Here is a 20,194-nt window from a genome sequence, read left to right as displayed (position 1 = left end):
CAAGGAGGTAGATTAATTGGTTTTACTGAAGGGACAAGTTAACGGTTTTCAAAGTGTTTATCAAATTGGAAATGTAAGGATCGGTGGAAACGACAGCCAGATACCCTCGGTACTCATAGGGAGCATATTTTATATGCGTCATAAAATTGTTAAAAACGATCAAACCGGGGAATTTGACGAACTGGAGGCAGCTAAACTCATTCACAACTGTGTTAATTTATCCGGCAAACTTGGTATTGGTTTTATGCTGGATGTTGTTGGTACTACCCATAAGGCGTTAATTAATTATGTGAAGTTTATTAAAAAAATTACCGATGCACCGGTACTTATCAATTCAACCCTACCTGAAACCAGGATTGCAGCGGTTAAAGAGTTGGCTGAAGTCGGGATGCTGGATAACATAGTCTATAATTCCATTAATACTTTCAGCACTGAAGAGGAAATAAAAGTCCTGGCCAAACTGCCTGTTGAAGCAGCCGTGGTGCAGGCCTACAACCCCAAGTCAAAAAAGCCCGACGGACCGCTTAAGGCACTGCTTGGAAATGATAAGATGGAAGGCCTTTTGGCTGTTGTCAGTAAGTGCGGGATCGACAAAATAATGGTGGACATACCCACTTTGGACATGTCCAGCGTCGGCCTGATCGGACACTCTGTCAAAATCATCAAGGAAAAGCTGGATGTTCCCGTGGGAACAGCACCTTCCAATGCTACCTATACAAGCGCGTGGCTTAAGGATAGGTCCAATGTAAGCATTGAACAGTTTAGGGCGGTTGACGCCACAGTTAACGCCTACTTAGTGGCCAAGGGCTGTAACTTTCTTTTCTTTGGCCCCATTGAAGGTGCCAACTGGGTCTTTCCGGCTTGTGCCATGGTGGATGCCGTCAATGTATACGGATCACGGTATTTGGGTGTGAGCCCGGACACGGAGTCCCATCCCATGTTCGTGGTGCTGTAATATATTAACAGCAATTATGGGAGATGATTGACCAATGTCAAATCAAATGATACAAATCACATTTCTTGTGATCAGCATAATTGTGCTGGCTTATATAGGGGTACTTGCCCAAAAACGTGTCAAAGCACACGAGGACATGTCCGTGGGGGGGCGTTCCTTCACCGCCTGGAGTATTTTTTTCTCGCTTTTTGCCTTTTGGGGAGGCAACACCATCGCCAGCATAGTGGAATTATCCCACAGTAACGGCATTGCCGGAGCATGGTTTGGCATAGCAAGAATGACCATGTTTGTGTTGATCCTTTTCATTACCGGAGGAGCATTTAGAAAACTAGCCATGATCACTCTGTCGGATTTTATATCCCAGAGATTTGATTCACCGTTTTTAAGGCTGCTTTCGGGGATTATCATTGCCCTTAACTTTACCATCTTTACGGTCAGTTCCGTTGTAGGCGCCTCAGCCTTTTTTATGGCCATTTTGGGGTGGTCAGTCTGGGCCTCAGTTATTTTTACGGTGGCTTCCTTCCTGGTATACACCACCCTGGGCGGTATGCATGCTCTTTCCTACAACGGCAAAATATTGACCGTTGGACAGTTGTTGGCCCTGTTGGTAGCAGCCGTGATGGGTATCAAAATGGCGGGCTGGGCTAATATTATGCAGCTTGAGCCCAGATATTTCAGCATAATGCCCAGCTTTAGCTATTTAAACACTACAATTATGTGGTTCTTTACCTTTATTACTAATGCCTTTGTGGCTCAGGCCGCCCTGCAGATTGTCATGTCTTGTAAAACTGTTAATGAGGGTAAAAAAGGAGTTATCTATGTGGCGCTTGGCTTTGTCCCCATTATAGTGCTGGCTCCCCTAGTAGGAATGGCGGCCAAGGTTATGTTCCCAACCATTAAATCAGTCCAGGCAATGCCTATGCTGGCCTCCAGTATGCCTTCGGTTGTTTTGTCAACGATTGTGGTTATAGGCCTCTATTTTACCACCCTGGGCTGGGCATCTTCCTGTATTCTTTCAGGCGGAACAGTGGCCGCCAATGACATTTACCGCTACTTTGTGCCGAATGCGTCATCAGAGCAGTTAATCAAGGTGTCCAGAATATCCATTGTCATTCTGGCTTTTCTTACCATTGGTTTTGCCGTGCTGATTCCCAGTGGTGTGGAATTTTGGACCATTGTAGGTTTTGTATTGAGAAATACCGCATTATTCCCATTGATCTTAATCGGCCTGTTCTGGGGGCTTATTTCCAAAAAAGCTGCCATAACATCAGCCTTGGCGGGATCTATCACCGGCATTGCCTGGTACCTGATTGAATTTCCTGCTTTCCTGTTTGGCGCCCATCCAATGTTTGTTGGTATGATAGTGGCGATTATCGTGGTGACTTTTGGCACCTTATGGGAATACCGCAGGCAAATAAGGTTTGCCTCTTCTTCCACAGGGATAATATTTGGCCTTGCCGGTTGTGCCGGCGCAATTGTTTCCATAGTCCTGGTCCCGGCACTTATTAATATGAAATTAATGGCGGCGTTCATTTGTTTCTCACTATCGTTCTTATTTTTGGCAGTGATTTTCTTGGTCAAACGGGTGGAACAAAAAGAAATAACTGCCAATTAAGTCCGTTAATTGTTATTGGTAATTAGTAAATTATGATACAAGGGGAAATGATAATGAATTACAGTACAGTTATTGACAGGCTAAAAGATGTTGCCAAAATAATTAGGGATAATCCAAGAAAATCATTTCCCCTCTGGGTTTTTGAACTGGATTTCTGTAGCAAAGAACTGGCGGACATTCATAAAAGAATGAGTATTGAGATGGGCTATTATGGAAAAATAAAAGAAAATATACCTCATCTAAAACATCTTAAGGAAGCTATTGTAAGGCTTTCTCGGTTGTGCGCCATGGGCGGATTGAGCTTTTCCGTTGAGGTTGTATTTCAAACTATCAGCTCTACCATAGAAGACCTGAAACTGCAGGAAAAGCTGGATAGTGAAAGGTGAGCATCATGCAAGCCTCCTCATTAAGCAGCAATAAGGTAGCCATCATAGTTTGCGAGTCCATGGCCAGGGAAATGAGTATCGTGGCCAGGGAGAAAAAAAACATACCCTTTGTCATGCAAGTGATTAGTTCCCAATGTCACCGCAACCCAGTTGCATTAAGAAATGAAATAAACAAATTGGTATCTCTGTTTAAGGATAAGATGCAAATATTTGTTGCTTATGGAAAATGCTTTTTACATGTCGGTACTAATTACCTGGGTGTTTATAGTCTTGAGGATTTAAACTGTGCATCCATACTAATTGGCGGGGACAGTGAATATGAAAAAATGTCGGCCGGAACCTATTTTTTAACTCCGTATCTCGCTATGCATTGGAAAGAATATTTTTTGGGAAAAAAGGATAACAGCCAGCTGGATCAGAAATCCATAAAAAGATTGGAAAGATGGTTTGAGCCCATTGAGAGGATAGTTAAAATTAACATTGAGCCCGTCGGAGAAAGTGAGAATATTTTAGCCAAAGAGTTTTCTTCAGTTATAAATAAGCCCTTAATTTATCATTCTGGAAATTTAGAAGTATTGAGGAGAGAATACAACAATTTTTTTCAGGCTTTCTAAGACTAGGTAAGAAGGGCCGAGCATTACGAGTAAAGTTTAGCCTTTAAACCCAAGTTGGTGTAAAAATTTTTTTGGCCTTAAGCAAAGTAAGGCCTAGAGCGATTATACCAAAGAAAATCGGGCACTATAATATCTTGGTTGTCGCTGTTCAGTATATTTGCCCCGCAATCTGCCCACAATTCATGACCGTAAAAATCGCTCAAAAACCCTGTCCGACATAACAGCTGGACAGGGTTTTTATTTACCAGTTGAACTCTTTCTCAATAATTAGCCGCATCATATGGTCATCAATAACTTTTTTTGTATCTGAGCCCCATGCGGAAGTCATGCTGTGCACAATTTGTTTATTTTCCGGGCCACGCTGTGGAATACTTGTAGATTTCGTTATAACTATTTCAGTGAATGTCTCCCGCGTATTTTAATGACCTTACCCCGAATTGATGGACACACAAAATGGCTGGTGTGAAATAAAAAAACAGCGAGGTGTTCATCATGAGAAATCGTTGGGGCGCTGCTGTTTTATTACGGAGCCGAGTAAATGGGGATAAACCCTACCGATGCCATTAAGTTGGGTATTCCGGCGGGGAGGGATGACGGGTAACTTTTACCGGAGCAGTGTGGTAGTTAGCGACTGAATAACCGACATTATACCCGAGTGGTTGGTGTTTACTTTTCCCCGAGGTGACTATCAACAAGCTTACCAGCCAGACTTGGTATGGTATATGCAAGATACCGGGGAAGCAAAAGAACCGTCTTGCTTTTCGAATTAAATCGGACGGGGTGGTTAAATTGAATCGTATTCACTGTTCAAATCACATCGGAATAGCCAACAGGACACATAGGAACAAATATATAACCATTATCGTCCATAAAATTCAGAAGAAACCTATAATAACATTTTTACGGAAGAAGATGAAAAAGTGACATTAGCCAAAAAAATAAAAAGTTCAGTTGTTTTCTTGCTTATGCCCTTGTTGCTAATATTGTTATTAAGCCAGGCGGGCTGCGGCAACAACTCAGAGATTCAAGATGTAACCCGGACTACCCAACAAGACAACTCCAAAACCAATTTACCGCAAGTCAACACAGAGGCATTTAAGGGCCAGGGGCGGCTGGCATTTGTTCAAAATGGCCTGCTGTACGTTCTTGACGGGGATAGCGGCGACCTGAACAAAATAAGTGATGCCGGTCAGGCCAGGGGACCAATGTGGTCACCGGATGGGCAGTGGCTGGCATATATGTGCTATAGCGACGTTGACATGAATGATGGTAAAATTTTTATTGCTAAACCGGACGGAAGCCGGGCATATGAAGTAACCGGTCTGCCAATGCCGGTTGGTTTAAATCAAATATCCTGGCTGCCCGCTTCCGACGTTCTTGTTGTCGCGGTTAGCGGGCACGGGTTATATATGGTCCGCCCCGGTGATACTGCTAATAAAGTTAACGATAAACCGGGTGTATTGTCACCCGACGGCAAAACTATAGCCTATGTGGAAACACTGCCCTATGATCAAAAACATCCTGAAGATCGCAGTGACGCCTTATATATCGTCCCGCTGGCGGGGAAGGAACCTATTCAGCTGTATGTTGCCGAGAAAAGCGGCATATGTTTAGCCGGTTGGTGGCCTGATAGTAAGGGGTTGCTTTTCCAGATCGACCCTGTTCATTCAGCCTCCATTATGGCTGATGGAGTGGGGCTTTACAGTTTACCGTCGGCAGGTGGAGAACCACGGCTGCTTACAACTTCTTTAGGTTATCCTGAATGGGTTTCCTGGTCGCCGGATGGCAGCAATCTTCTTGTTGTCAAAGGTACCGGGCGGGAAATTTGGCAGAATAAATCCCTTGTGGTATGCGATGTGAAAACAGGGAAAAGTGTTGATTTGCCTCAGAAACCCGGTGCAGTCTCCCTGGATCCGGAATGGTCCCCTGACGGAAAATACATTGCATATGTGCAGGCTGTGGAGCAAAAGGAAGGTATTTCTGGCGCTGAGGGGGTTGCTTCATGGGAGCAAACACGAACCCTTTGGGTCGCGGATTCCAATGGTAAAAATGCCAGGCGGATAAATGAGGCCGGAGCAGGTATCAGCCGCCCGCTATGGTCCCAAAATGGTTCTCATATTATATACCTGAAGGATAACTCCGTCTGGCTGGTCAATAGCAATGGTGGAAGTCCGGTTAAAATAGCAGGTCCTTTTCCCAAGACCGATGACTCTTTCGGCTATTATGGTTACATTTCCCGGTCCGATATTTTGGCATTGTATAAATAGTTATCAAACAACGATTAGGAAAATTTTAATTCCCCCAATAACATCTGAACAGTTTTGCCGGGAAGCAAGTATAAAAGGCTGAAATTTCCAAACCAGGGAAGTTCCAGCCAAATTTTTTTATGAAGAAAAGGGTTGGTTCTTGCATAAATAAGGAAGGATAGTATTTATAAGTTTTTTTACTATCTCCAGCTCTCCTGGTGAGCATTTATTGAGTAAATTATTTAACTCCGTATCTTTGTTACTATCATAAACACCACCAGATGTTTTACCGAAAATTAAATAATCCAAAGATATGTGCAAACAATTAACAATTTTTACTAAAACAGGGAGGCTCATTTGTCTTTCTCCTCGTTCCAGTTGTCCGATATAGTAATCCGAAAGTCCCAGGATTTCCGCAAACTCTTCCCGGGAAAGTCTGAATTTTTCTCTTTCTTCCCTTATTCTCTGTCCAACAGCCTTGTTATCTATTTCAATATTTTTCTTCACTTTTTTCACGCCCCGTTTTGTAATACTCTATCCAAATTTTGGCCGCATCTGAATTTGCTAGAAGCATAAGTTTAATATATGCATATAGCCAATATTTGATGTAGAATTATGTGTAAGATTATCTTTTTTCAGGGAGTGGCACGGAGAGAGTAAAAAGACCTCAGGAGGACAGTTGGATGCCCAAACGATATTTGAGCGATTTTGAGCAAGGCTATAATTATGCCAGGCAGTGGCATACTGCGGTGTTGGAAAAAAAGAAACCTCAAGATATTTTGGAACTCGCCAGGGTGTTTTTTCTTTTCGCAGGGGATACTGCCGAACTGGCTAGGGGTATAGGGACTTATTACCAGGAGTTGGGAACGAAGAGTATGGAGGCAGGCAGGTTCTGTAATCGGGGATGTTGTGGTATCTGCCGTTGAATTGTTAAATTAGCCTGGGGGTATCGTATAGGGCGAATGCCTGCTATGGGAGTTTTCCTTCCGGGCATGTAGTGCTGCCGGCGTTTTTACCTAAGGTAAAGGGGATAAACTAGATGACGATACCGGAGGGCGGCCTGTTTGACAGTAAATTTAAAGAACAGTCCCGGTCCGGTTTGCAGCAGTTATCTGGCGGACAGATAATATGGCTACCAATAACAAGATCATTTTTATATAATTATTCCAGCAAAAAATATAATGCCAAATACAGCCGGTAAAATACGTTGGGTACATTCCTCCGGCCATAAAGGAATGCTTTAAAGAGAGGTGTGTGATATCTTGCGTTTGACGGACGGTGAAAAGACATTTCTCGAGTCCATCGGGACCACGCTAAACTTTCCCAAGGGACAAATTATTTTTGCCACGGGTCAGAGGTCCAACGAAATATATCTTATAAAAAGCGGCTGGGTAAAAATATTCCGGACAAATTTGAATGGCCGGCAGGTATCGGTTGCTCTCCGTTACCCCGGGGACTTCATCGGGCTGGCGGAGGTCTTGAGCGATGAAGCTGAAAGGGAATACAGCGCCGAGGCCATGGAAAATGTATCCCTGCTTATTATCTGGCGGGACGCCTTTATGAAAATGCTGGCGAAAAACCCGGAGTTTAGCGCCAAGGTGTTGAATCTGATGGCAAACAGGCTGCGGGAGGCGCAAAATACCATCCATGATTTCATCATTAATCCGGTGCAGGGCCGTCTTGCGGTTGTGCTGAAGAATATGGCTGAAAGGGCGGGCGTTTCAGAGGAGGGAGATTACATTAACGTGAAGCTCAATGTAACCCAGGAGGAGCTGGCCTGCCTGGTGGGCTCCTCAAGGCAGACAGTTTCAACTTTACTTCAATTACTTAAGGAAGATGATTGTCTAAAATATAAGGGAAGGGAAATAACAGGGGTTAATATAAGGAAGCTTAATAGCTGGATTGGGTAACCGGTTTAATGAAACCGGTTATTTTTTTTACGGATATTTTTCTCCCGGAGGAACTGGTCTTTGCGCCCACGGGCAGCCGTGTTGTTATTCAGCTCAAAACCTTTCCGCCGGTGAATGGGGGATAACGGTGAAACTGTCGTCCAGACGACGAAAATGTGTCGGGGTGACGGTGTAATTGCGGAACGAGGTTCGTTAAAATTATCTCCATCACAGGTAAATCATATAAGAGGGGTGATTTTATTTCAAAATTACACAGCCTGATTTTCTGATTTATAACGATGGGGGGTTTTTAGATGTCCGTACCTTCACCGGCAGGTCCGGCAAGCAAAGAAGAGAGATTATTGGATGAAACCAAATGCAAGGAATCCGGTGCGAAACGCAGCTACGCTCTGCCCGGTTTTATTCTTTCCTGGGTGGTATTTGCCGCAATTTTGATTTTTGTCCCGGTATCCGGGGGGTTGACTTCAGAAGGCCGCGCGGCCCTGGCGGTAATGGGCTGGGCCTCCGTCATCTGGCTGACCAATGGTCTTCCCATAGGTATTTCGGGCCTGGGAATACCCTTGCTGCTGAAGCTAACCGGGGCGCTTCCCAAATTGCCCCAGGCCTTTGCCGGTTTTACACAGGACGTGACCTTTCTGATTCTGGGCTGCTTTATCCTGGCCGCCATTATGCAAACAACAGGTCTTGATCGAAGAATCGCCCTGGGCATGGTTTCCCGGGTAAAACCCAAAGTGGGCAGTGTTTTAAAGGGGGTTATGGCCGCCCATCTGGTAACCGCGGTTCTGGTTCCTGCCACCAACGCCCGGGGGGCCATTTTTCTGCCCATAATCTCCGGCTTAAATAATCTCTTCGGCAGGGAAGGGGACGGGGTAAGTGCCCGGAAGGTGCTTACCATGGTGGGCGTGGGTTTCGCCTCTCTGGCCTCCGGCACCATATTAATGCACAGCCACATGTCAAACGTTATTGTGGCCCAGACCATTAACCAGGCACTGGGCGGCAACGCCATTACCTGGGGTACCTGGGCATGGATGAATTGGCCCCTTCTGGGAGTACTGGTCATTATTTATTACTGGGCCAACTGGATTATGAAAACCAAAAACATAGAGGTGCCCGGCGGCATTCAGGAGATCAAGCAGCAAAGCGCCGGGCTTGGCAGGATGTCCCGCACCGAGTGGGTTGTGCTGGCAGCCTTTTCCCTGGCGATTATTCTCTGGGCCACGGATCAATATCATAAACTGGGAACTTCAATCAGCACCATAATCGTGGTAATGCTATTGTTCATACCCGGTTTGACAAGCCTGTGCTGGAAGAAGGTGCAGTCCAATACAATCTGGGGCACCTGGCTTTTGCTTTGCGGTTCGCTTTCCCTGGTGAGCGCCTTCAGCAGTACCGGCGTTGATAAATGGCTGGCCTCCCACCTGGTGGGCGTGGCGCCCCACTGGGGCTGGATAGGCGTTACCATATTTATTTGCACCGTGGTGCAAATTCTGCGCCTGGGCATTGTCAGCAACGTGGCCGCGGTAACCCTTATGGCTCCCGTTATAGCGGCATTGGCGCCGATGCTCAAGCTAAACACGGTGGCTTTTACAATGGCGGTGCTAAACGTGGACAGCTATGCCTTTGTGCTGCCTATTTCGGTTACCGCCTGTCTCATTGCCTATGGCACCGAGGAGTTCTCCTTTGGTGAGTTTGTCAAGGTTGGCGCTCCCCTTACTTTGATGGTGATTTTATATATGACCTTTGTTATGGTTCCCTGGTACGCAATAACGGGGCATCCCATCTGGGTTGCAAATTAAGGAAAAGAGGGATGGACGTGGTTAGAGCTGCTTTACCGAAGGACCCGCGACAGATCGAAGAGGTTCGCATTGACACGGATATTTTAATTATCGGAGCCGGCAACGCCGGATGCTTCGCCGGAATTGAGGCAAAACGCCTCAATCCCGGACTCAGGGTAACACTGATGGAAAAGGCCCATATTGACCGCAGCGGCTGCCTGGCGGGGGGCATGGACGCCATCAACACTTATATAAAGAAGGGGCGCACCATCGAGGATTTCGTGCGCTGGAGCCGTTCCCAGGCCGGTGGTTTGCTGCGGGAGGATTTAACCATTACAATGGCGGAAGTGCTGAACAAGCCCATAGAAGAGTGGGAAGAGTGGGGCATGCCCATTAAGTACGAGGAAGACGGCGAAGAGTACAAAACCCGCGGCAAATGGGACATAACCATCAGCGGCTCGGAAATGAAAGTGATACTGGCCAGGAAAACCCTGGAATGCGGCTGCCAGGTAATAAACCGGGTGGTGGCCACCAATTATTTGACTGATGAAAATGGAATAATCGGCGCCATTGGTTTCGGGGTAAGGGACGGCAAGGTTTACATCGTGAGGGCCAAGGTCACCATAATCGCCACCGGCGGGGCGGCGGGACTGTACAAGCCCTACCAGAACGACGGCAACGACAGCCATCACCAGCTCTGGTATTCCCCCTTTAATGTGGGCACCGGTTATGCCATGGGCATCAGGGCCGGGGCGGAAATGACCACCTTTGAAATGCGCTGGTGCGCCACCAGGACAAAGGATTTTAACGGACCCATTGATACCATTTCCGTGGGTTATAAAACTCCCATGATCAACTGCAAGGGCGAGCAGATTCTTAAAACCCGCTATGCCCACCTGGGCGGGGACGCCGCCCCCCGTTTTATCAGGGCGAATCTTCCCATGGATGAATGGCGCGAGGGACGCGGCCCCTGTTATGTGGATACCACCAATATGACCGAAGAGCAGATTCATGACATGAAATATGATTATCTTAACGAACGTCCCAGCTATGTTCTGTTTCTTGCCGGCAGGGCCCAGGATCTGAGCAAGGATCCCATTGAAATATACGGGTCCGATCCTTACATTGTCGGGGGTCACACGGCCAGCGGGTATTGGGTGGATGTCAGGCGCGCCACCACGCTCCCCGGATTGTACGCCTGCGGCGACGTGGCCGGGGGCACGCCCAACAAGTTTGTTGGCGGCTGCGCGGCGGAAGGTTTGCTGGCCGCCAGGGCGGCGGTGGATTTTGTTGCCGGCGTGGAGCCGGGGGAAATTGATCAAGCCTTGCTTGCCCGGGAAAAGGAAAGAATCTTTGCCCCCGGGTTCAGGCAGGCGGCGGTGGGTGACGGAGTGAAGCCCAGGGAAATGGAGGAAAGGCTACAGCGCCTGATGGACGAATATGCCGGCGGGGTACACCAGTTTTTCCGCATGAATAAAGAAGGCCTGGAGTATGCCCTGCGCCACATCGGGATAATGAAAGACCAGGTAAAGTACCTTGTGGCCCGTGACCTGCATGAATTGATGGAGGCTCACGAAATTATCGACAGGCTGGATGTTGCCGGAACACTGGTGCGCCATTTGATGTTCAGGGAGGAAACCAGGTGGCCGGGCTGGCAGACACGCGCCGATTTTCCGGAGAAAGATGATAAGTTTGACTGTTTCGTCAACTCCCGGTACAATCCCCAAACCGGGGAAGTTGAAATGTTCACCCGCCCATATGAGCAGATTATTCCCGGAGACCGTTTAAAAGCTTGAGTACAGGAGGTTTAAGCTATGCCGCCCGTGGTATATAATGAAAAATGTTCCGGCTGCGGAAAATGTGAAGAAATTTGTCCCGGCGATTTGATGGAGGTTAACCCGGCTACCCAGAAAGCCTTCTGCCGCTCCGCCAGGGACTGCTGGGACTGCATGGCCTGCGTTAAGGAGTGTCCCAAAGGCGCATTGGAAACCAGAATCCCTTATCAGCTTGGATATTATCCCGCTAGGCTTATTCCCAAAAAGAAAGATAAAATGATTGAATGGACCTGTATAGATATAAATGGAAAAATCGAGAAGTTTAATGTAAGGACCCATAACAAATAATTAACCGGTAATCCACCGGAAGATAAAATTTTGACGGCTGAAAATCAGCCGTTTTTTATTTAACTTTTCAATTGGCATTTAAAAGAACAGGCGGTGTTTCCGCCCTCGGGTTTGTATCAGAGGGTGCCATCCCAGGTGGAACAATGGATAAATAAAGAAATCAATAAGAGAATTAAAATAATTAATAAATAAATAAAAATATATAAAATAAATTAATTAAAATATTGACATTATAAATATTAGTAGTATAATACAATTACGGAGAGTGATTTGTGTGGCTTATAGAATATTAACTCAATGTCCTGTATGTAATGCCAAGCTTACAGTTACAAAATTAACATGCAAAAAATGTAATACTGTTATTGAAAATGACTTTGAACTTTCCAAGTTTTCTTACCTCACTATGGATCAACTAAATTTTGCAGAAGTTTTCATAAAATGTAGAGGCAATATTAAAGACGTTGAAAAGGAACTTGGAATATCTTATCCTACAGTTCGAAGCAAAATTGAAAATTTAATTGTTTCACTGGGGTATGCACCTATTAAGGAGAAATCAGATAACAGTTCCGAAGTAATTGATAAGCTTGAAAAAGGAGAAATTACAGCGGAACAAGCATTGAATTTATTAAAAAAGTAATTTTAAAAAGGAGTTGGATTAAATGAATGACGAGATTATGAAGGTATTAAAGATGCTGGAAGAGGGAAAAATTGATGCGCAGAAAGCGGGAGAACTTATAGGGGTGTTATATGCTTCTAAAAATGATGTTCCTGCAGATAACTTAGATAAAATGCTAAAGATTAGAGTTAATTCACAAAATGGAGACAACGTAAATATAAATATACCAGTTAAGTTCATAAGAACCATAGGGAGCGCTATTAAAAGAATACCTAAGATAGAAGGGATAGAAGGTATGGAGGATATAGACATTCAGGCTATTCTTCAGGCTGTAAGTGATGGACTGGACGGTAAGATTGTAGATGTGAAAAGTGAAAAAGGGGACAACGTTGAGATTCTTGTTGAATAACAGCATTGGAGGCACAGGTAGTAATAATTCTTCTGTGCGGAGAAAGGAATGCGGAAGGGAATCGTCGCAATGAGAATTTATATAAGAGAAAAAAATGGTAAGAGTTTTTTTATTCCCATACCTTTAAGTATCGCAAGTTTAGGATGTCGGATAGCTTCCTATGCTATAGAGAAATTTGGAAAGAATCTTAATCAGCGGCAAAGGGACATAATTGACTGCATAGATTTTGATGAGCTTGCCAAGGGCATAAAATATCTAAGGGGCCACAGAGGTCTAAAATTAGTGGAAGTTACATCAGCGGAAGGCGATGAAGTAACCATAACTCTGTAAACAAAATATTATGAGTTTAGAATTTAAGAAGGTGGTTTTATACAGAATTCATTGTATAAAACTGCCTTTTGTTTAAGATAGTAAAAAGGAAGGGGCAATCCTGGTTACCCCTCTATCCCCGGCAGAATCCCGCCAGGCTCCCGGGCTGCTCTCCGGGATTGCCTTATCCTCCCGGCAGGCAAGATCCATATTTACTTTAACCAATTACTGTTAACTAATCCGGGGTGCTTTTTTCAGGTTCAATCAGATCAGGATTGAAATTTAAATATTTATATGACGATTTTACATCCCACTGATTGGGAGGATTAAAAACAATTTCTTTTTTAAAGCCAAGACTTTGCTTATCCCAATAATAATCGGATAATTGGAGGCTATTACCAGAGATCATAACATATATATGTCTTTCTAAATCCACATTGCCGGGGCTAACAATTTGAGATTTGTTAATAATACCCACCCAAAATTGTAATTGCCCTAACTGCACGTAATCGTCAAAAAGGGGAAACTTTTTTCCCTCGTCTCTCACCAGCAGGAGCCATCGTTGACCATCATCCCACCCTATCAGTCCATCCGGTCCTTTCTTGGCTGAGGTAAACAATTCGATGCTTTCATTTTTACCGTCACTATCTACGTCATCATACATTCTTTCGAGGAGGGTAAGGCCTGCGGTGGAAACGGTTTCCGAAAATCGGATCGTCAGAACCTTCTGTTTCTCTTGAATTAATTTAATTGCCGCGAACAGACAGACTATTAAAAATAGCCCCAAGAATAAAAGAACCATATATTTATTTTTGCTCATTTTATCACTCACCTTATCACCTTTAATATAACACACTGCTTAATAAGTTCAAGCTTCATATTATATCGATAAAAGGGACTGCGCTAACAGCCCCCTCTTGTCCATTTTATATATCACAGAATTATGCTTCCGCCAGAATGAACCGTCGGAAATTTACTTGAAACATTTCTCAAATATTGGTAACATAAGCAAAAGGATCTTTGGATAGGCTTTGAGGTGGTTTGTTATGCTTAATATAGAGATAATTAAAACCAAGACGATACCAATATTTAAAAGTTATGGCATAAATAGAGCGTATATATTTGGTTCCTTTGCCCGGGACGAACAGAACCAATATAGCGATATTGATTTTCTTATTGAATATGATCCCGATGCCGACTTTTCGTTATTCGAACTGGTTGGGTTGAAATATGCTCTCGAAGAAGCCCTCCAGAGAAAAGTAGATGTCGTAACTCAAGGCGCCCTTTCAAAATATATTAAAAACTATGTTTTGAAAGACAAAAAGGTGATAATGTGAAAGAGGATTTAGTTTTTCTTGAACATATCATTGAAAGTATTAATGCTATTGAGAGTTATATGCGTAGCGTAACAAAAGAAACTTTTTTTGAATCTGTTTTGGTGCAGGATGCTGTAATTAGGCGCATTGAAATTATCGGAGAGGCAACCAAGAAGCTTTCGACAGAACTAAGAGATAAATATTCCTATATACAATGGCGCTTGATAGCCGGTATGCGAGATGTCCTGATACACGAATATTTTGGTGTCGACCTGAAGTTGGTATTTGATACTGTCACTAAAAAAATTCCGAAGTTAAAGGAACAAATCGAGGAAATTATAAAAGCGGGACAGTAGTCGTGCGAAAAGATTAAAAGAGGGCAGCATGGGGACGGTCCCTTGCTGCCCTCCTTTTTAGCTAAACACAAGTCTGCCGCTCTCGGTTCAACCCCTCCGGCATGTAAGGTTTCTTTTTCTGCATCACTGAGCCATACCAGGCCAAATTCCTAACTCCGAATCGCAAGCACTAAAAAGAAGGTTAAATTCCAGAAAAAGTTTACCCCAGTCAGCTATGTAGCATATTACCTCCTTCATTTTTTCCCGGGGTGATCATCAACAAGCTCACCAGCCAGGCCCGGGACGGCATATGCAAGATACAGGGGAAGCAAAAGAACGGTCCCTTGCTCCCCCTGTATCTTTGACGCTTTCTCTTAAGGGAAGAATAAAATTTACCGCGAAATACAAAATATATGTTTTGAGGTTAGACCTTGATTCCTTCGGGACATAGGTATATCGTTGATATTTATATTTTTTCATTGATAAGTTCAAACAGTGCCGGATATCAATGATTGGTTAGCTTTGGCTTAAATTGTATTGAGCAAATGTATGCATTTTGTGAAAGCAGTTTATCAAACTGAAGAATGTAAGGAGAAATTGCGAAGAGAATGAGAAATTGCGAAGAGAATGAGAAATGAAGAAGAAAGAGATACAGGACAAAAGTCTGTAAAAAAGAAGAAATTTAAAGTGCTGAAAATATTTTTGCTTGTGCTGGTTATAATCATGGTGGTTGCCACAAGCGCTCTTGGCATTTATGCTTATCAGAATATTAATTATGACCAAAGACCATTAAAGAAAACATATGGTGCGGGTTATAAAGAAAAACAGGTGACCCTTGACGATGGAACTGTGCTGAATTATGCAGAAGGACCGGATAATGGGCCGGCCCTTCTGTTAATACACGGGCAGTCCATGGAATGGGAAGATTATTCAAGAGTTCTTCCGGGGCTGGCTAAATATTGTCACGTATATGCAATTGATTGTCATGGACATGGAGAATCCAGTCATGATTCTTCAAAGTATACAGGTGTTGTCATGGGGCGGGATTTTGTCCGGTTTATTGAAAATGTCATTGGTGAACCATGCGTGGTATCGGGTCATTCTTCCGGTGGTATTTTAACAGCCTGGATTGCGGCCAATGCGCCGGAAGATGTGTTGGGGATTGTTTTAGAGGATCCACCATTTTTTAGTGTGGAGCCGGATGAAATGCAGAATACCTTTGCGTGGCGTGAAAGCTTTGACATAGTGCACAAATTCAGAAATCAAACGGATACGGATGATTATGTGGTGTACTATATGGAAAACAGTTATTTATGGGGACTGTTTGGTGATTTGAGAAAACTTATTGCGGCGGGCACAAGGAAGTATCGGGCGGAACATCCGGGAGAGCCGTTAAAATTATGGTATGTACCATATAAATGGATTCATGGCACACTTTATTTGGATGATTTTGATCTAGACTTTTCAGAGACTTTTTATACTGGTTCATGGTTTGAAGGATTTGATCAGGAAGAAACTTTATCCAAAATTAACTCTCCATCTGTATATATTAAGGCGGCCACATTATATGGCAAGGATGGAGTGCTTTACGCAGCCAACAGTGATGAAGACGCTGAAAAGGTTCATAGACTGCTTAAGGGAAATGAGATGATAACGATAAAATCCGGACACGATATTCATTTTGAACATCCTGATGAATTTATTAAGATTATAAAAGATTTTTTGAATAAAATAGGTCCTATCCCACGTTATTTGAGTGATAACCGGTAATTATCAAGAAGCACAGAATATATGATATCAAACCGGGTGGTTGTTGTTTATCTATTTACCATCATTTCCCAAGACGGCTGTCAACAACCTAACCAGCCAGGCCGGGGGGTATACGCATGATATTGAGGAAGCAAAAGAACCGCCCCCTTACTTCCCCGGTGGTGGGGGAAACATTCCCGCCCAATAAATATTTTAAAATATTTATTGGGCGAATATTGTAGCGGCTTTCCGGGCTTGTTCCATTGCCCTGGCTTTAATGGCGTCAATTTGCTCCGGTGCCTGGTGAACGCCTTCAATAATAACCGAATCCGCTACCTGAACTCCCATGAAGTTTAATATGGTTCTGATGTAGCGATCCCCTAATTCATACTCCTTGGCGGGGCCTTCTGAAAACACTCCCCCCCGGGCCTGTATGTGAATGGCCTTTTTGCCCTTTAACAGCCCCACCGGCCCTTTTTCCGTATATTTAAATGACCTGTCAACAATGCAGACGGCATCGATATATGCTTTTAACAGGGGGGGAATGCCAAGATTCCAGAGAGGAGAGACAAATATATATTTATCGGCATGTATAAACTGCTCCGTCAGTTTATTAATACTGGTTGTCTGTATCATTTCTTTCAATGAAAAATCATCAAAGCGGCTTCCTTGCCGGAGCTTTTCCCACCCGCTTAAAACGTTGCCGTCAATAAGAGGTATGTTCATTTCATAGAGATCCAGCTCAATAACCTCATCACCCGGTTTTTTCCCGCGATAATAATCTAAAAAGGTCCTTCCGACAAGAGCACTGAAGGATTTCTCTTCCGGATTGGGATTCGCTTTAATATACAATACTTTTGACACTACCCGTCCCTCCTTTGCGGATTGCCGTATCATTACGGCTTATACCGGCAGTCTTGGAAATAAATTATAAAATGTGGTTTCGTGAATAATAATCATGTTAAAATATTAGGCAGATAATATCTTTTTAGCAAGTAGGCACTTCATTGTGCCATAGTACCCAAAAAGATACCTGGGCATCGGGGTGAAGAAATGATCGATAAAGAGAAATGGCACGAGGAATGCCACATGAAGGAAAAGTGCTTAAAGTATGACATATGTCCAATGATTCTGGTGCAGAATATAGTTTCCGGCAAATGGAAAATATTAATCCTTTGGTATTTAAGTTACAATACGCTCAGATTTAACGACATTAAAAAAAGATTGCCTTATGTAACTCAAAAAATGCTCACCCAGCAATTAAGAAGTTTAGAAAAGGATAATCTTATATTCAGGAAGGTGTATCCTGTTGTTCCCCCTAAAGTAGAATACGGATTAACAGAAGTCGGGAAAAAAATAATTCCCATTTTGGAGATGATGCACGGTTTTGGTGCCGAGTATTTGGAACAAGGCCATGGTAAGGAAAAATGTGCGGAAATTGTGAACTCGCCCGACTGAGCGAAGTTGACTGACCCGGTGCGATTACCGGGGTTGGAGGCAGTTCCTGACTTATTGCTTTTCACAATTTTCAAGTTGTTTTACCCCTTGCTGAACCGGCGGCATAATTATATAACCGTATAGCGGCTTGCCATTTGTTGAAAAAGGATGCTGTGCAGAAACGAAGGTTTCAGCACAGCATTTTTTTTCAAACATATTAATCTCGCTTTAAAAAAAGCTTCCGGTTATTTTTGGCATTGACTTGGGAATGAATTATTGATAAAAATAATAATAATAAAATTAATAATTATGGAGCAATGTCATGGGTGAAAAGAAAAACGAGCAGGAAACCTTAATAAGGCTCATTATAGGGTTATACATACTGAAGATACTTCAGCAGGAGCCTGCGCATGGAAATAAACTGGCGGCGGAAATAACACGGAGGACCCAGGATGCCTACATACCCAACACGAACGCCCTGTATCCCCTGCTTAGAACCCTGGAGGAACGTGGCTACATAGTTGGGGAATGGGATAGCCCGGTTACCCGGGGCAAGCGAATTTACACGGTAACTGATGCCGGTATAGCCCGCATACCCGCTTTGGAAGCAATGCTGGAGGAACGGCTGAAGGAGTCCGAGCGCAGGATAGCAATTTTACGGACGGACCTGCTGGGGCTCTGACGCCTGTGGTTTGGCTCCGGATAATTTCTTGGCTAAAGGGAAGTGGCTATATTGGAACAGCGTGAAGTCCCCCAAAAGGATTCTTTTTGGCTGCCGCTTTTTGTGGTGGTTATCAGCGCCTTCGCGGCGATACTGAATAATAGCTCCATAAACGTGGCTCTGCCCAAAATGATGGCTATTTTCGGGGTATCGGCGGAAGACGCCCAGTGGATTTTAACAGCCTACATGTTGACCTCGGGGGTGGTGATCCCTGTTACCGGCTACCTCGGTGACCGTCTGGGCACCAAGCGGGTTTACCTTATCTGCACCGCCATTTTCACCCTTGGCTCGGTGCTGTGCGGCCTTGCCTGGAACAACAGTTCCATGGTGGCGGCCCGGGTGGTGCAGGGAATAGGCGGCGGGGCGATGATGCCGGTGAGCATGGCCATCGTGTACAGGATTGTTCCCAGGGAGAAAATCGGGCTGGCCCTTGGGTTCTGGGGTATGGCGGCGGTATGCGGCCCGGCTATAGGGCCGACCTTGGGCGGCTATATTGTGGACCATTTAAACTGGCGGTTTCTTTTTACAATGAACATTCCCGTGGGGCTTACCGGGCTCGTTCTGACCAACCTTCTGATTCCGGAAAGCACTACGCGCGACAACCTGAAATTTGATGCCTGGGGTTTTATTTTATCCGCCCTGAGCTGTTTTGCGCTGCTCCTGGCATTAAGTGAGGGAACCGGGGAGGGCTGGACCTCTTATTATATAGTCAGTTTATTTATATGCTCTTTCTTTTTCCTCCTTATGTTTGTGATTGTGGAACTTGGCAGTGAGCAGCCGATGCTTGATTTAAGGCTGTTTAAAAGCGGCGTATTCTCAATAAGTGTGGTCGCGGGAAGCCTGATTACGGTGGGCCTGTACGGGGGAGTCTTTTTGATACCTCTTTTCACCCAGGATTTACTGCTTATGACTCCTTATGAAACCGGGCTTCTGCTAATGCCCGCAGCCATAGTGACAGCATTGATGATGCCTGTCAGCGGCTTTCTATTCGACCGGTTCGGGGCTAAGATCCTGGCTGTGACCGGTATGGCACTGACGGCCTGGGGTACTTATGAATTTCACAATCTGAGTTTGAGCACCGGCAACCATAAAATAATGCTTCTGGCAATGCTGAGATCCCTGGGTATGGGGCTGGCCATGATGCCAATAACCACTGCGGGAATGAATACCGTTCCGGTCAGCCAGGTGGGAAGGGCCTCCGCCCTGAACAATGTAAGCCGGCAGGTTGCCGGTTCCTTTGGCATAGCCATACTCACGGCCATAATGCAAAACAGGCAGGTTTTTCACGCGGCCCGGCTGTCCGAAGGGATTTCCGCGGGCTCTGCCGGGGCTAATATAATGGACCAAGTGCAAGGCTATTTATCCCTGGCCGGCGCGGGAACCCAGGCTAAAAGCGCAATGCTGGCGGTGATAAGCGGGCTTGTGGCCCGGGAATCCATGGTCCGGGCCATAGACGACACCTTTATCGTGGCGGCGCTGTTTATACTCATAGCGGTTCCCCTGGCTTTTTTGTTCAACAAGCCTGCGAAAAGAGGGGAGACCCTGGAGCCGCCGGCGGGCCCCTTGGCCCGGGAAGGCCCGGACGTTCCGGGTAAACTGGGTGAAAACGCTTCAACTTGAAAGATATCACTCCACCGGCCTAACTAATATTAGTCAGGCCGGTTTTATTTTACATCCT

At 44.8% G+C, this 20,194-nt stretch carries 23 protein-coding genes; 19 read left to right on the top strand and 4 right to left on the bottom strand.

All coding sequences use genetic code 11. The annotated features are described in order from the left end of the window. Window positions 1–16 precede the first annotated feature (16 nt). The 5 genes from DCCM_RS08690 to DCCM_RS08670 all read left to right on the top strand — a co-directional run bounded on the left by DCCM_RS08690 (window position 17) and on the right by DCCM_RS08670 (window position 5,837). Window positions 17–955, top strand: coding sequence for a pterin-binding domain-containing protein (locus DCCM_RS08690; protein WP_104372027.1), 939 nt, complete (start codon window positions 17–19; stop codon window positions 953–955). A gap of 34 nt (window positions 956–989) precedes the next feature. Further along, window positions 990–2,570, top strand: coding sequence for a sodium:solute symporter family protein (locus tag DCCM_RS08685; protein ID WP_104372026.1), 1,581 nt, complete (start codon window positions 990–992; stop codon window positions 2,568–2,570). A 53-nt stretch (window positions 2,571–2,623) separates the two neighbouring features. Then, window positions 2,624–2,956, top strand: coding sequence for a hypothetical protein (locus DCCM_RS08680; RefSeq protein WP_104372025.1), 333 nt, complete (start codon window positions 2,624–2,626; stop codon window positions 2,954–2,956). Window positions 2,957–3,015: 59 nt separating this feature from the next. Further along, window positions 3,016–3,570: a DUF1638 domain-containing protein gene (locus DCCM_RS08675; protein ID WP_165792080.1), complete on the top strand. Its 555-nt coding sequence runs from the start codon at window positions 3,016–3,018 to the stop codon at window positions 3,568–3,570. A gap of 920 nt (window positions 3,571–4,490) precedes the next feature. Beyond that, window positions 4,491–5,837 carry a TolB-like translocation protein gene (locus DCCM_RS08670; protein WP_104372023.1) on the top strand — a complete coding sequence of 449 codons (1,347 nt, stop codon included), beginning with the start codon at window positions 4,491–4,493 and terminating at the stop codon, window positions 5,835–5,837. A 117-nt stretch (window positions 5,838–5,954) separates the two neighbouring features. On the opposite strand, the gene DCCM_RS08665 is transcribed toward DCCM_RS08670, so the two are convergent. Beyond that, window positions 5,955–6,323, bottom strand: a complete 369-nt coding sequence (locus DCCM_RS08665) for a helix-turn-helix domain-containing protein (protein ID WP_104372022.1) — start codon at window positions 6,321–6,323, stop codon at window positions 5,955–5,957. 176 nt (window positions 6,324–6,499) lie between these two features. Between DCCM_RS08665 and DCCM_RS08660 the strand changes: the two genes are divergently transcribed. From DCCM_RS08660 to DCCM_RS08625, 8 genes are all read left to right on the top strand, one after another. Next, window positions 6,500–6,742 carry a hypothetical protein gene (locus DCCM_RS08660; RefSeq protein WP_104372021.1) on the top strand — a complete coding sequence of 81 codons (243 nt, stop codon included), beginning with the start codon at window positions 6,500–6,502 and terminating at the stop codon, window positions 6,740–6,742. A gap of 336 nt (window positions 6,743–7,078) precedes the next feature. Beyond that, window positions 7,079–7,726: a Crp/Fnr family transcriptional regulator gene (locus DCCM_RS08655; RefSeq protein WP_307718807.1), complete on the top strand. Its 648-nt coding sequence runs from the start codon at window positions 7,079–7,081 to the stop codon at window positions 7,724–7,726. 293 nt (window positions 7,727–8,019) lie between these two features. Further along, the gene (locus DCCM_RS08650; protein ID WP_104372020.1) at window positions 8,020–9,522 is read left to right on the top strand and encodes an SLC13 family permease; all 1,503 of its coding nucleotides are present in this window, start codon (window positions 8,020–8,022) and stop codon (window positions 9,520–9,522) included. 17 nt (window positions 9,523–9,539) lie between these two features. Next, window positions 9,540–11,297 (top strand): adenylyl-sulfate reductase subunit alpha, encoded by a 1,758-nt coding sequence (locus DCCM_RS08645; RefSeq protein ID WP_231702709.1) that lies wholly within the window; start codon window positions 9,540–9,542, stop codon window positions 11,295–11,297. Between the two features lie 18 nt (window positions 11,298–11,315). After that, on the top strand, window positions 11,316–11,624 hold the full coding sequence (locus tag DCCM_RS08640) for a 4Fe-4S binding protein (protein ID WP_104372018.1): 309 nt from the start codon (window positions 11,316–11,318) through the stop codon (window positions 11,622–11,624). 274 nt (window positions 11,625–11,898) lie between these two features. After that, entirely contained in the window at window positions 11,899–12,261 is a 363-nt protein-coding gene (locus DCCM_RS08635; RefSeq protein ID WP_104372017.1) for a DUF2089 domain-containing protein, read from the top strand. A 22-nt stretch (window positions 12,262–12,283) separates the two neighbouring features. Further along, window positions 12,284–12,649: an SHOCT-like domain-containing protein gene (locus DCCM_RS08630; protein ID WP_104372016.1), complete on the top strand. Its 366-nt coding sequence runs from the start codon at window positions 12,284–12,286 to the stop codon at window positions 12,647–12,649. A gap of 48 nt (window positions 12,650–12,697) precedes the next feature. Continuing rightward, window positions 12,698–12,979 carry a hypothetical protein gene (locus tag DCCM_RS08625; RefSeq protein WP_104372015.1) on the top strand — a complete coding sequence of 94 codons (282 nt, stop codon included), beginning with the start codon at window positions 12,698–12,700 and terminating at the stop codon, window positions 12,977–12,979. A 214-nt stretch (window positions 12,980–13,193) separates the two neighbouring features. Here DCCM_RS08625 and DCCM_RS08620 read toward each other — a convergent pair whose 3' ends face one another. Next, entirely contained in the window at window positions 13,194–13,778 is a 585-nt protein-coding gene (locus tag DCCM_RS08620) for a hypothetical protein (RefSeq protein WP_104372014.1), read from the bottom strand. A gap of 226 nt (window positions 13,779–14,004) precedes the next feature. On the opposite strand from DCCM_RS08620, the gene DCCM_RS08615 reads away from it, so the two are divergent. From DCCM_RS08615 to DCCM_RS08605, 3 genes are all read left to right on the top strand, one after another. Then, window positions 14,005–14,295: a nucleotidyltransferase family protein gene (locus tag DCCM_RS08615; protein WP_104372013.1), complete on the top strand. Its 291-nt coding sequence runs from the start codon at window positions 14,005–14,007 to the stop codon at window positions 14,293–14,295. Then, window positions 14,292–14,630, top strand: coding sequence for a HepT-like ribonuclease domain-containing protein (locus DCCM_RS08610; protein ID WP_104372012.1), 339 nt, complete (start codon window positions 14,292–14,294; stop codon window positions 14,628–14,630). Before DCCM_RS08615 ends, DCCM_RS08610 begins: the two co-directional genes overlap by 4 nt. Window positions 14,631–15,236: 606 nt before the next feature. Continuing rightward, window positions 15,237–16,379 carry an alpha/beta fold hydrolase gene (locus DCCM_RS08605; protein WP_231702708.1) on the top strand — a complete coding sequence of 381 codons (1,143 nt, stop codon included), beginning with the start codon at window positions 15,237–15,239 and terminating at the stop codon, window positions 16,377–16,379. A 201-nt stretch (window positions 16,380–16,580) separates the two neighbouring features. Here the strand turns inward: DCCM_RS08605 and DCCM_RS08600 are convergent, their stop codons facing one another. After that, the gene (locus tag DCCM_RS08600; RefSeq protein WP_104372011.1) at window positions 16,581–17,222 is read right to left on the bottom strand and encodes an FMN-dependent NADH-azoreductase; all 642 of its coding nucleotides are present in this window, start codon (window positions 17,220–17,222) and stop codon (window positions 16,581–16,583) included. A 189-nt stretch (window positions 17,223–17,411) separates the two neighbouring features. On the opposite strand from DCCM_RS08600, the gene DCCM_RS08595 reads away from it, so the two are divergent. Continuing rightward, the gene (locus tag DCCM_RS08595) at window positions 17,412–17,816 is read left to right on the top strand and encodes a winged helix-turn-helix transcriptional regulator (RefSeq protein WP_104372010.1); all 405 of its coding nucleotides are present in this window, start codon (window positions 17,412–17,414) and stop codon (window positions 17,814–17,816) included. A gap of 51 nt (window positions 17,817–17,867) precedes the next feature. Here the strand turns inward: DCCM_RS08595 and DCCM_RS18560 are convergent, their stop codons facing one another. Then, the gene (locus DCCM_RS18560) at window positions 17,868–18,011 is read right to left on the bottom strand and encodes a hypothetical protein (protein ID WP_165792079.1); all 144 of its coding nucleotides are present in this window, start codon (window positions 18,009–18,011) and stop codon (window positions 17,868–17,870) included. A 106-nt stretch (window positions 18,012–18,117) separates the two neighbouring features. Here DCCM_RS18560 and DCCM_RS08590 point away from each other — a divergent pair, with 106 nt between their 5' ends. Both DCCM_RS08590 and DCCM_RS08585 read left to right on the top strand, forming a co-directional pair. Continuing rightward, on the top strand, window positions 18,118–18,477 hold the full coding sequence (locus tag DCCM_RS08590; RefSeq protein WP_104372009.1) for a PadR family transcriptional regulator: 360 nt from the start codon (window positions 18,118–18,120) through the stop codon (window positions 18,475–18,477). Window positions 18,478–18,528: 51 nt separating this feature from the next. Then, window positions 18,529–20,136, top strand: coding sequence for a DHA2 family efflux MFS transporter permease subunit (locus DCCM_RS08585; RefSeq protein WP_104372008.1), 1,608 nt, complete (start codon window positions 18,529–18,531; stop codon window positions 20,134–20,136). The last annotated feature ends 58 nt before the right edge of the window (window positions 20,137–20,194 follow it).

Source organism: Desulfocucumis palustris (assembly GCF_002933875.1).
GTDB lineage: Bacteria > Bacillota > Desulfotomaculia > Desulfotomaculales > Desulfocucumaceae > Desulfocucumis > Desulfocucumis palustris.
The sequence above is the reverse complement of the archived record's forward strand: the minus strand, read 5'-3'. Positions and strand labels throughout refer to the sequence as shown.

What these genes read in the sequence shown, in the direction of transcription:
- DCCM_RS08685 (WP_104372026.1), top strand. Translation starts at nt 990, where the DNA reads ATGTCAAATCAAATGATACAAATCACATTTCTTGTGATCAGCATAATT.
- DCCM_RS08680 (WP_104372025.1), top strand. Translation starts at nt 2,624, where the DNA reads ATGAATTACAGTACAGTTATTGACAGGCTAAAAGATGTTGCCAAAATA.
- DCCM_RS08675 (WP_165792080.1), top strand. Translation starts at nt 3,016, where the DNA reads ATGGCCAGGGAAATGAGTATCGTGGCCAGGGAGAAAAAAAACATACCC.
- DCCM_RS08660 (WP_104372021.1), top strand. Translation starts at nt 6,500, where the DNA reads ATGCCCAAACGATATTTGAGCGATTTTGAGCAAGGCTATAATTATGCC.
- DCCM_RS08650 (WP_104372020.1), top strand. Translation starts at nt 8,020, where the DNA reads ATGTCCGTACCTTCACCGGCAGGTCCGGCAAGCAAAGAAGAGAGATTA.
- DCCM_RS08640 (WP_104372018.1), top strand. Translation starts at nt 11,316, where the DNA reads ATGCCGCCCGTGGTATATAATGAAAAATGTTCCGGCTGCGGAAAATGT.
- DCCM_RS08630 (WP_104372016.1), top strand. Translation starts at nt 12,284, where the DNA reads ATGAATGACGAGATTATGAAGGTATTAAAGATGCTGGAAGAGGGAAAA.
- DCCM_RS08625 (WP_104372015.1), top strand. Translation starts at nt 12,698, where the DNA reads ATGCGGAAGGGAATCGTCGCAATGAGAATTTATATAAGAGAAAAAAAT.
- DCCM_RS08620 (WP_104372014.1), bottom strand. Translation starts at nt 13,778, where the DNA reads ATGAGCAAAAATAAATATATGGTTCTTTTATTCTTGGGGCTATTTTTA.
- DCCM_RS08615 (WP_104372013.1), top strand. Translation starts at nt 14,005, where the DNA reads ATGCTTAATATAGAGATAATTAAAACCAAGACGATACCAATATTTAAA.
- DCCM_RS08605 (WP_231702708.1), top strand. Translation starts at nt 15,237, where the DNA reads ATGAGAAATGAAGAAGAAAGAGATACAGGACAAAAGTCTGTAAAAAAG.
- DCCM_RS08595 (WP_104372010.1), top strand. Translation starts at nt 17,412, where the DNA reads ATGATCGATAAAGAGAAATGGCACGAGGAATGCCACATGAAGGAAAAG.
- DCCM_RS18560 (WP_165792079.1), bottom strand. Translation starts at nt 18,011, where the DNA reads ATGTTTGAAAAAAAATGCTGTGCTGAAACCTTCGTTTCTGCACAGCAT.
- DCCM_RS08590 (WP_104372009.1), top strand. Translation starts at nt 18,118, where the DNA reads ATGGGTGAAAAGAAAAACGAGCAGGAAACCTTAATAAGGCTCATTATA.